Source organism: Sphingorhabdus sp. (assembly GCF_046154385.1).
Lineage (GTDB): Bacteria > Pseudomonadota > Alphaproteobacteria > Sphingomonadales > Sphingomonadaceae > Sphingorhabdus_B.
This window is the reverse complement of sequence record NZ_JBJXFW010000065.1, coordinates 1-10,778: the sequence shown is the minus strand read 5'-3', so window position 1 is coordinate 10,778 and position 10,778 is coordinate 1. Positions and strand designations below refer to the sequence as shown.

9 protein-coding genes are annotated in these 10,778 nt (G+C 56.4%); 7 read left to right on the top strand and 2 right to left on the bottom strand.

From position 1 onward, the window contains the following. Window positions 1–255: 255 nt before the first annotated feature. The 4 genes from ACKVOS_RS13555 to ACKVOS_RS13540 all read left to right on the top strand — a co-directional run bounded on the left by ACKVOS_RS13555 (window position 256) and on the right by ACKVOS_RS13540 (window position 4,272). On the top strand, window positions 256–708 hold the full coding sequence (locus tag ACKVOS_RS13555; protein WP_409212520.1) for a hypothetical protein: 453 nt from the start codon (window positions 256–258) through the stop codon (window positions 706–708). A gap of 280 nt (window positions 709–988) precedes the next feature. Further along, window positions 989–2,197: a cytochrome P450 gene (locus tag ACKVOS_RS13550; protein WP_409212519.1), complete on the top strand. Its 1,209-nt coding sequence runs from the start codon at window positions 989–991 to the stop codon at window positions 2,195–2,197. Further along, window positions 2,194–2,925: an SDR family NAD(P)-dependent oxidoreductase gene (locus ACKVOS_RS13545; RefSeq protein ID WP_409212518.1), complete on the top strand. Its 732-nt coding sequence runs from the start codon at window positions 2,194–2,196 to the stop codon at window positions 2,923–2,925. The genes ACKVOS_RS13550 and ACKVOS_RS13545 overlap by 4 nt, the downstream gene beginning before the upstream one ends. Window positions 2,926–2,955: 30 nt before the next feature. Beyond that, entirely contained in the window at window positions 2,956–4,272 is a 1,317-nt protein-coding gene (locus ACKVOS_RS13540; RefSeq protein ID WP_409212517.1) for a serine hydrolase domain-containing protein, read from the top strand. 349 nt (window positions 4,273–4,621) lie between these two features. On the opposite strand, the gene ACKVOS_RS13535 is transcribed toward ACKVOS_RS13540, so the two are convergent. Together ACKVOS_RS13535 and ACKVOS_RS13530 are read right to left on the bottom strand one after the other, a co-directional pair. Then, window positions 4,622–5,209, bottom strand: a complete 588-nt coding sequence (locus ACKVOS_RS13535; RefSeq protein ID WP_409212516.1) for a hypothetical protein — start codon at window positions 5,207–5,209, stop codon at window positions 4,622–4,624. Window positions 5,210–5,403: 194 nt separating this feature from the next. After that, window positions 5,404–5,793 (bottom strand): hypothetical protein, encoded by a 390-nt coding sequence (locus tag ACKVOS_RS13530; RefSeq protein WP_409212521.1) that lies wholly within the window; start codon window positions 5,791–5,793, stop codon window positions 5,404–5,406. A 190-nt stretch (window positions 5,794–5,983) separates the two neighbouring features. Between ACKVOS_RS13530 and ACKVOS_RS13525 the strand changes: the two genes are divergently transcribed. The 3 genes from ACKVOS_RS13525 (at window position 5,984) to ACKVOS_RS13515 (ending at window position 10,557) form a co-directional block, all read left to right on the top strand. Beyond that, window positions 5,984–7,033, top strand: coding sequence for a helix-turn-helix domain-containing protein (locus ACKVOS_RS13525; protein WP_409212515.1), 1,050 nt, complete (start codon window positions 5,984–5,986; stop codon window positions 7,031–7,033). An 87-nt stretch (window positions 7,034–7,120) separates the two neighbouring features. Continuing rightward, entirely contained in the window at window positions 7,121–8,869 is a 1,749-nt protein-coding gene (locus ACKVOS_RS13520; RefSeq protein ID WP_409212514.1) for a serine hydrolase domain-containing protein, read from the top strand. Window positions 8,870–9,255: 386 nt separating this feature from the next. After that, window positions 9,256–10,557, top strand: a complete 1,302-nt coding sequence (locus ACKVOS_RS13515; RefSeq protein ID WP_409212513.1) for an APC family permease — start codon at window positions 9,256–9,258, stop codon at window positions 10,555–10,557. The last annotated feature ends 221 nt before the right edge of the window (window positions 10,558–10,778 follow it).

Below are 10,778 nucleotides of genomic sequence, written 5' to 3'. Positions count from 1 at the left end.
CAAAGTAGATTTTATGCGCTTATCAAAACTCCAGAGCCAATGTCCGCTAAGTTAGCGGGAACAGACTCTTGGTGTGGGCGCCTGGAACGTCAGCTTTCTGTCCTTTTGCCCTGAAACCGGACTGTCAGGACACGACAACATTGCGGACATTGTCAAAGATGTCATAGTGTTTGAATGAGAAGACTAATTTGCATCGCTCTGTTGGTCCTAGGCTATAATTCGCCAGCCCATGCGGAGCCCGAAAGTTCCCAAGCTATGAATGCGCCATCCGCACAGGAATCCTCCCCGCCAAGTGCAGAGAAGTTGGCTCTGATCCATAGGTTTATGAAGTCATCTGGCCTTCAAAGCAGGATCGACACAGGGATTTTTTTAGAAAGATACGCGTTCATTCCTGAGTTGGGGTGGCGGCAAGGCACCGAAAATGCTCCTGAGAAGAACACGCTTATCGGTGAATGGAAAGGTCCCATTGACGCTCTAAAAGGGGTCTACGAGAAGTATCGCCCGCAATATCAGGAAGCATATGAGGGTCATATAAACTGGGAATTTTCCGAGGAAGAATTACGGGGAATCGTGAGTTTTCTGGAGTCACCTCTCGGCAAACACTATCTCGATGGGTCATGGCGGATGGAGGCTTATACAGGCACTAATATGGAAGAAACTGAGGAAATGATCGTGAGGGAGGCGGTTCAGCTCTATCAGGCCCGATAAGACAATTCGTCCGCTTACCACAACAAATTCGCCAAAGCGGACCGTCTGGACACGACAACAAAGCGGACACCAAAGGGAACTTGCCAAGCACTCCAAAAGCGGAAGTCACCCTTGATTATTTGCTAGGGCAATCAATCATGCTACACCTTTTATGGGAGGGGGCATTCATCATGACCGGACTCGAAAACAATGTTATTCTGATCAGCGGCGCGGCGATCCCCGTGCAGGGCGGCCAGCATTCGCGGCTGTATTGAACATTGCCGAGAGGAGGCCGCAAGCCATGACCATCCAGCATTTCAGCATCACCCCGGCCACCGATCCCAAAGTCGCGCGCGCGGCGGTGTTTGCGGCGGCGCGGGCGGGCAGCGTCGCGATCAATGACGATAATGGCGTGCCCTATGCGCTCGACAACGCGCAGGTTAAGGCTTTGCTGCTAGACAAGCGGCTGGTCGGCGGCGGGCGGGCGGTGTTCGAAATGCAGGACATTCCGCCGGGGCGCTTTCCCGACTGGTATCTCAACATCATGTTCACCACCGAAGGGCCGCAGCACAGCCGGATGCGGCGGCTCGTGGGCAAGGCCTTTACCCCGCGCGCGATTGATGGGCTGCGCGATGTGGCGGCGGGGCTGGTGACGGAGCGGCTTGACCTTATCCGCGCCAATGGCTCGGGCGATCTGATGGCGGCGCTCAGCGATGTGCCGACCGCTGTGATGTGTGCATTGCTTGGCGTGCCGGGGGCCGACGTCCCGCGCTTTATCGCGTGGATCGATGCGCTTGGGCCGATCTTTAACTTTATGACCCCCGACCAGATTACCGCCGCCGCAGGTGCCATTGAATCCTTGCTCGACTATACGCTCGAACTCCATGACCGGCGGAAGGACGCCCCCGCCGACGACCTGATTTCGGCGTTGATCGCGGCGGAAGAGGATGGTGACCAGCTGACCCGCGAAGAAACCGCTGCTATGGTTGCCAATCTGCTCGTCGCCGGGCACGATACGACATCAAGCCAGATTGGCTGCACATTGCTGACGCTGCTCAACCACCCGCAAGCGATGGTCGACGTGCGCGATGACCCTGCGATAATCGAAGCGATGGTGACCGAGACGATCCGCTACGAACCCAGCGTGTCGGCGACCTTCAGGTCGGTTGTAGAGCCGCTAGCGCTGGGCGGCGTCGACTGCCCCACGGGATCGCTGATCTTCCTCTCCACTTGGACCGCCAACCGCGATCCTGCCGTCTGGCCCGATGCCGACAGCTTCAAGCCACGCCGCTTTCTCGACCCCGATGCACCGCGGATGCTGAGCTTTGGCGGTGGGCCGCATTTCTGCCTCGGCGCTTGGTTGGCGCGGATGACGCTGGAGGAAGTGGTGCGCGGCGTTGCGGCGCTTGATCCCCGGCTGAGCGTCCAACCAGAGACAATCGCTTGGGTGCGGGTGCTGGGGGAGAATCCCGGGCAATTGCCGGTGTTGGTAAAAGGAGAAGGCGCATGAAATATGAAGGACGCACGCTACTGATCACCGGCAGCAATCGCGGCATTGGCAAGGGGCTGGTCGAGGGGCTGCTGAAACGCGGGGTTGCGCGCATTTATGCAACTGCACGCAACATCGCCTCGCTGCCCGATTTCGGCGATGTCCGCGTCATCCCGCTCGCGCTTGATGTGACCGATCAGGCGCAGGTGGATGCGGCGGCGGCATTGGCGACCGACGTTGACCTGCTCATCAACAACGCCGGTGTGATTGCTTATTCGACCACGCTCGACGGATCGATGGAGGAATTTCGCCATGTGATGGAGATCAATCATTGGGGCACGCTGCGGATGATGCGCGCCTTTGTTCCGATCCTGGAGGGCAAGCCGGGGGCCGCGCTGGTCAATATTGCGTCGATCACCTCGCTGCAGGCCGGGCCGTTCCATTCGGGCTATAGCGCGTCAAAAGCCGCCGTTTACTCGATCACCCAGTCGGTGCGAATCGAACTCGCCAAACGCGGCATCGCGGTGCACGCGGTGATGCCCGGCCCAATCGACACCGACATGGCCAAGGAACTGCCCTTTGATGTGGCCGACCTGGGTACCACAATCGAGGAGATATTGGACCAGCTGGCCGATGATGCGCTCGAAGTGTTGCCCGATGATTTCAGCCGCCAGATGTTTGCGATGTGGCGCGAAGATCATTGGAAGCTCAACGCGGTGGTATATGACGCCTTCCACGGCGCGGGTTGAAGCGACAATAACGTTCAGAGGGAAGAAAATATGACCAGTTTCAAGGCCGGAATCCGAGCCGCATTGGCCGTGGGCACGATACTCGCTGCCACCACCGCATTCGCCCAGCAAGGCCCCGCCAGCCCCGCTGAGACCGACCCCGTCAAAATGGGCTGGATGCAGGGCAGCCCGCCGCCGCCCGACAAACGCATCACCTTTGATGGCGGCCCTGCACGGGATTGGCCGCAGATACGCTGGTCGTTCGCCCATTACCGAGAACTGACTGCCACGGCGCGGGTGTCGCGCGGCTCTGGCCCGGTCGCGAAACTGCCCGTCGCCATGCGCACCGATCTGGACGCGGTCACCTTCATCCCGCTTGGCAAGACCGAGCCGATGCGCTGGGATGCGGCGATTGAGGCGGTTTATGGCGATGCAGTGCTGGTGCTGCATCGCGGACGAATCGTTTATGAACGCTATTTTGGCGTGATGAATGCTGACCAGCCGCATGTCGCGATGTCGGTGACCAAAAGCTATGTTGGTACGCTCACCGAAATGCTGATCGCCGAGGGCAAGATTGATGAATCTGCACCCGTGTCGCGCTACATTCCCGAATTGGCGAGTAGCGGGTTTGGCGACGCAACGGTGCGGCAGTTGCTCGATATGACCACCGGCATTTCCTCTTCGGAGGATTATACCGACCCCAATGCCGGCGTCGCTAAATATGGCGTCGCAGCGGGCATGCGCCCCGCGCCGCCGGGCTATGCGGGGCCGCGCGCGATTTATGATTATCTGCCGACCGTCGCCAAGCAAGGCGCGCATGGGGCGCAGTTCACCTACAAGACGGTCAACACCGAAGTGCTCAGCTGGATCATCGCGCGCGTCACCGGCAAGCGCCCGCATGTTGTGCTGAGCGAGCGCGTCTGGTCAAAGCTCGGGACCGAGCATGACGCCGATGTCGTCGTCGACAGCGCTGGTTCGCCCGCGATGGGCGGCGGGCTTAATCCGACGCTGCGCGACATGGCGCGGTTTGGCGAGGCGATGCGGCTGAACGGGCGCTTCAACGGTCAGCAGATTGTGCCCGCATCAGTCGTCGCGCGCATCCGGGCTGGCGCGAACAAGGAGGATTTCGCCAAAGCGGGCTACAAAACCCTCCCCGGCTGGAGCTATAAAAGCCAATGGTGGGTCAGCCACAATGCCCACGGCGCGTACATGGCGCGCGGCATCCATGGGCAGGGCATCTATATCGATCCCAAGGCCGAAATGGTCATCGTCCGCTTTGCGTCAAACCCCAAGGCGGGCAACAGCAATTTCGACGATATCTCGCTCCCGGCCTATCAAGCGATTGCCGAACGGTTGATGGGGAAATGACTCTCGAAGACATCAACTATATCGCCCAAACGGCTGGCGTCGTCGCTATTCTTGGGACATTCGTGGCGGTACTGTTCCAGATGCGGCAGAATGATTGGACTAACGGAAGGCCAATCGCGAAGTGTCCACATCGGGTTGAGGCCAAATGACTTAGTGGTAGACAGCTCTAATACGACCTCGGACGAGCTGGCAGTTTCGATATTTTCGTTCCTCAAATGCAAGTCCCCCCGAAGGGCTGAAGCACATCAGTGTTGGGCCTCGTTCCCCAATTTGAGTGTCTGCTTTCCTCAATCCTACCCCGTTAGCCGCCGTTCCGCTCCCCACAACTTTTCGACCGTTGGGTTTCCATTTAGGTTCTCCCAAAAGCCGCCATTTCAATCCGGTCGGTTATCTTGAAACCAATGTATTCATCTCGCCGATACGCATGGCGCAATTCACTGCATCCGTTTGATCGGTAATATACGTTCCAATAGCTTGCCACCCGGCGCTTGGTCGTGTTCCAGAAGCCTTCATTTTGTAAGATAAACGTAGCAAGGGTCTGTGTATTTTCATCCGTCAGCGCGGCGGAAATGTCGTTCAAAATCTCTACGATATACTCTCCGATAAGTGCCACAATGAAGGGTGCGGCCCAAGGCCTTAAATCTGCTAGCAAATCGCGGACTGCACGTTGACGCTCAAACCCGTCATTGCTGCGCGTCTGCAGAGCGCGAGCGAAAAGCCATGCTTCATCGCTGATAGATAGAGGCAACCGCTCAGAAGCAAAGTGCAGCCGCACCGGGATGAGGACACATTGCCCTTGAGCGTTGACGGCAAATCGTTCTGTCCACTGCCGTGATGCCAGCAGGCGAGCCGTAGCATTCCCAGCCGACACGGCCGCTAGATGATGTTCCAGCGAAAATGCTTCCGCCAACATTTGCCCATCGATTTTGGTCAGCATCTCTCGGTTGTTCATTGAGGCAACATACGTTGCCGCTGAACTTCTGCAATCAGCTTTTCTCGTGGTAAATCAGACGTCTGCCATCCAAAACATTCCGGCCGTTCAGGCACCAATACTAGATTCCTATTTCCAGCCATAGTTTCAGAAGGTGCGCCGAAGGTCTGCTAATCGGAGTATTCAATCGAAGAGGACATTCACGTTGCCCAGATAAATCTTACCAGTCCCATAATGAACGCGAATACGAAGGCGTATCCAAATTTATCTATGTGAACCAAGTCCTGACCCTTTTTCTGTCTAAGCTTACCAACCAACATCATCATAAGCCCTAAGATTGTCGGCGTCGCAAAGAGGTTGATCGTGCGGAACATTGGGTCCTGAATTGGGGAATGCGGCAATATCAAGAGACTGACGCCGCCTGCAACTGCACCAACGATTATGAATCCAATAGTCGACAACACTGGGTTGCGAGGTCGACGCAGCGTGTCAGCAACACTTCGATAACCGAGTTCGACCAGCATTTCCGCCAACGCTTGTAGCAATACCTCAACAACAAACTGAAAAATGAATTCAAAAATGGCTTCCATCACCAACCCGATAGAACAATTCGAAAGTTGTGAAAACCGAGTAGGATCCAAAAGCTGACTGTCTCAAGACGACCCAGAAACGGAAGCTGAACGAATGGCGGGCTTTAACAGACGCCCAGATCCTAAATCATGGCAGCGTGTGCACACAACGCTTGCGAAATAGGGCGCGGGCGAACAGATACATGCTGGCATGGATTTGATCGTTCCCACTGCGGCGATGCTCGCAACCTTTATGGCCATTTTGCTGGGCGCGTTCTTGCTGCTCTTGCCCTCGGCTATCCGGCTCGCGAACTCGTTGCTTGCGCTGTTCCTGTTTACCACGGCTGTAGATATCAGCGCCTGGTTTCTAGGCGATTGGTGGGCAGCGCATCCCATGATCAGCAGTTTTCGTCCGGTTGCCGCGATGCTCCAAATGCCATTTTTCACCGGCTTCATTTGGTTCAGCTGTTTCCAGCGGAGATCCTTGCGCGCTCTTGATGCACTGCACCTTCTGCCTGCGGTCTTAGTCTTAGCTTTCGTTGTAGCAAAGGCAGATATCCCTTACCTGAGCGCCGTGTTTGAAGTGCAATATGCAATCTATATGGCCGCCGCCATTTATGCTCTTTGGCGGGTTCGTCAGGAGATGAAAGCGCGCTTTGTCGGGAAATCGGCGAGCTGGCGCTGGCTCGCCTTGCTCGTCGCATCCTCACTCATTGCACATGGTCTGTTTGTAGTTCGGACTGCCTTTGCGGCCTCCCTTTCCGCAGATATTCTGACGACGCTGCAAATGATTGCGGCGCTCCTTGTCCTTGCGATCACTGTGGCGATTGCCTTTCAAGCCTTGCTGTCGCCGCAGGTCTTTCGCGCAGTGGACAAGTTGCTCGTGTCAGCGGCGAAGGAAATCGATGCCTCCGATGGCGACAAGGCTTGCGGTGATCAGCAGCATTTGGCGGCATTTATGGATCAGCAGCGTCCCTATCTCGATCCCGACATGTCGCTATCGCGGCTGGCCCGGCGCAGCGGGATTGCGGCCAAAGATCTGTCTGCATTGATCAATCAGCGGCATGGTTTGCACTTTTTCGACTTTTTAAACCGCCACCGCATCAAGCATGCGCAAGAATTGCTGACAGACAGTACCCAGAGCGTGACTGAGATCCTCTATGAATCGGGTTTCAACGCAAAGTCGTCCTTCAACACCGCGTTTAGGAAACATGTGGGCATGACACCGTCGGCTTATCGCAAAAAACACCGCAGAAAATAGGTTCGACTTCGCGTATTCGGACGCATGGCTAGGGTTTTATAGGCATTTCGGTAGTCCCGAACCGAAGAACCATAAGAGCCCACTAACATGATCCGACTTCTCGCCTTCATCTCCAACCTTCTTAGCGCGCTCCTCGGCATGCTCGCCGCCGGATTGCTGGCCGCGTCGCCAGCTCAGGCCAATGAAGCTGATTGGGCAGCGCTTGACCGCTTGGTTGATAGTCACCAAGCGCCCGGTGAACCGGGCGTCAGCATCGCGGTCTCCGTCGGGGGACGGCTGGTCTATGAACGCTGGGCGGGTCAGGCGGACCTTGAGCGCGCCGTACCCATTGGTGCGGACACGCGGTTCCACATCGGCTCGATCAGTAAGCAATTCACGGCCTTTGCGATTGTGCTGCTTGCCGAAGAAGGGAAGCTCTCGCTTGATCAGGATGTACGCGACTTTATCCCTGAATTGGAAGCCCGCCCCACGCCCGTAACGATCCGGCATTTACTGAACCACACCAGCGGCCTGCGCGAAGAGAGCGGCCTACTCTTGCTCACCGGGCAGACTCAGGCATCGCCTGTCACGGCGGACCAAGCGCTCGACCTAATCTTCCGCCAACGCAGCGGCAATTTTACCGCCGGAGAGCGTCAGGAGTATAGCAACACCGGATATCAATTGCTCGCTGAAGTGACTGCACGAGTGTCAGGCCAGCCCTTCGCTGAGTTCATGCAAAATCGCGTTTTTGGCCCGCTCGGCATGACGCAGAGCTTCGTGCTTACTGATCCCAACCGGATCATAGAAAACATCGCAGCGAGCTATGACCCAGCCGACGCTGGCTTTGCTAAAGCGCATCTTTTGTCTGCCACATATGGCTCGACCGGCATCGTTACACATCCGCGCGATCTGTTGCTCTGGGCCCAGGCTCTGAATTCTGGCGAGATTGGCGGGACCAACGTGAGCGGCGTAGTCGCTGCCATGGCGGCGCGCTTTACTCTGCCCAATGGCCGCCGATTGATCGCCACCAACGGCCAAGAATATCGCAATTTTCGCGGGCTTGATACTTGGTCGCATGGCGGGAGTACCGGGGGTTTCAGAAGCTTCCTTCTGCGTGTGACAGATGACCAACCGGGCAAGCAGGTTGCCATCGCGGTGATCGGAAATCGCAGCGATTTCCTAAAAGCTGCTTTTGCTTTCGATGTGGCGGAGATCGTTCTCGCGGATCAGCTTGAAGCAGAAGAGATAGCGGAATTTGTGCCAGAGGCCGGGGAGCAGCTCGACCGATATACTGGAGATTATCGCCTATTCGCAGGGGTTGAGTTCTCCCTGCGCCGCGACGGAGATGCGCTCACCTTTGCGACATTTGGCGAAAAGGGTGTGCCTCTGCCGCAAATCGGCAAAGGCGTGTTTATGCTTAACCCGTCGCGGGAATTGCGGCTGGAGTTTCACGATTTTGAGGAGGGGCCGTTGGGAGCCGAGCGCGCGACTGAAATGCGCTGGCAAGTCAGCAAAGATGGCTACATCCCCGCACCGCGCGCCGCTATGCAGCCAGTGCCTCAAACACCGCTGGACACCGATGAACTAATCGGCACCTATTACAGCGACACTCTACAACAAACGCTCATACTATACGCTCAGGGCGGACAACTCTGGCTGCGCACCGGCGATGCCAAACACGTCCCATTTGCCCGCTATCAACCTGATACGTTCCGGCCTGAAGCGGAAACGGGGTTTCAGCGTTTGGAGTTTACGCGGGATGGGGGCGGGTCAGTCAAGGGTCTGCTTGTGTCAGCACCTTTGGCCAACGATATTGAGTATCGGAGAATCGACGGGAGCAATGTTAACAGACCGTGAAGCCACAAAACGTCGATTGGTGTTGCAAATTGACCGGGCCTCGCCCCTGCTGCGGCATGGCAATGTCAGAGCAAATGCACCTGATTTTTGATTGAGGCAGTGCAAGGATCGCACCGCCAATCGGCAGCGTCTCAATTTCCGAATGATTGGTCTGCAAAATGTCCGCTTCCCACAACAAATACGACGAAAGCGGACTGTCCGGACACGACAACATAGCGGACTTTTCTGTTTCTATCGTCTGGCCCCTAGGATGGGATGTGTTCCCCGTTTTGATTAAACGAGCACCGCTCCCTTTCCTGCGTGTGGCGGGTCTGCGCCAGCATATGAACGAATAACTTTGACATGAACGCGTAAGTCATGCCTTCTCCTTGAAAGGGGGATAGTCCATGGGATCTGATACTCGACCACCAAGGGTGGTTGGACCACTGGGCGCCACGTTAATGAGCGTCAACGGCATGGTCGGCGCGGGTATCTTTGCCCTTCCAGCTCTGCTTTATTCCGAGGTCGGAAATTTTGCGCCCTGGATGTTCCTGATATTTGGCTTGCTATTCAGTGCCGGTATTTTCATTTCGGCACGGCTTTCTAGCATGTTCCGCGATTCTGGTGGACCGCAGCTATGGTGTCAGGCGGCATTCGGTCCGCCTGTAGGGTTCCTGGTAGGATGGGTCCTGGTTATCGCCATGGCTTCAGGGCGCGCGGCGACGCTGTATGTGCTTGTCTCCTATCTGGCGGTCATATTTCCCGTTTTCGATGAAGTCGTGGCACGGGGCATCGCGCTTGCATTCTTGCTCGCAGCGCTAACCGGGATCAACCTCTCCGGAATGAAGAACAGCGTCGGCGCGCTCGCTATCGGAACAGTGCTCAAAGTCAGTCCGATCCTCCTCTTATGTGCGGTCGCTTTCGCCTCCGGCGGCATTGCGACCGAGTTCGACATTCCCCGCTTCGGCGGCTTCGAAAGCGTCGCGCTACTAGTATATTTTGCGTTTTCCGGTGCTGCGAGTTCATCCCTTGCAGCAGGCGAACTCAAAAATCCGCGCCGTGATCTGCCACTCACAATGCTGGGTTCGTTGGGCATGATCATTTTATTCTACATGGCGGTTCAGTGGGCTTACATCGCCGCCGGTGCGCCGCAAGGCGAAGGCGATTTAACACCACTGGCATCTGCTGCAGCTGAAGTCTTGGGAGAAAACGGCGCGCTTCTACTCAGCCTCGCGGCTATATTCTCAATAGCTACAAATGCGCTAAGCTATTTCATCGTTGGACCTCGCGTTGTATTCGCTATGGCCGATTGTGGTTTGTTACCTCCGACATTTGCGCATGTCTCCCCCGAGTTGAAGACACCAGACCGCGCTACCTTGTTATTTGCTGCGATTGTAGCAGTGATGCTTGCCAGCGGCGCATTCACGTTTCTGGCAACCATGACTTCCCTTGGCGCGCAACTCGTCTGGCTGGTCGTGGCCGCAGCGTTCGTCGTTCTGATGCGCCGGGCTGACGAGCGGCACGATGGGCATCTGGCGGCTTACTGGTGGCCGGTAATCGCGGTGTCAGTTGGCTTTGGCTTGTTTACGATAGTTCAGGCACCAGCGAGCGCATTTGCTCTTCTGGTTGGACTGTTGGTGGTCGGCGCCGGGCTTTATTTCATAGCGCGGCGGGGAACGGTTACAGCTCCTGAACCAGAGTTCGATTGATCGTGCAAATATTGGTGCTTCCGCTTTCCACAACAAATTCGCCAAAGCGGACTAACCGGACACGACAACAAAGCTGCCGCTCGCTTAGAGTAACTTGTCCGTCGTCAGATAATTTGAGACATATGCCAGCTTAAAACAGGTGAGTGTTTGGGTCCATTGGTTGGTTGATATTATGCGGCGAGCTTGCGGTGATGCAAGCGCCGATGTTCGATTGTTTTTCG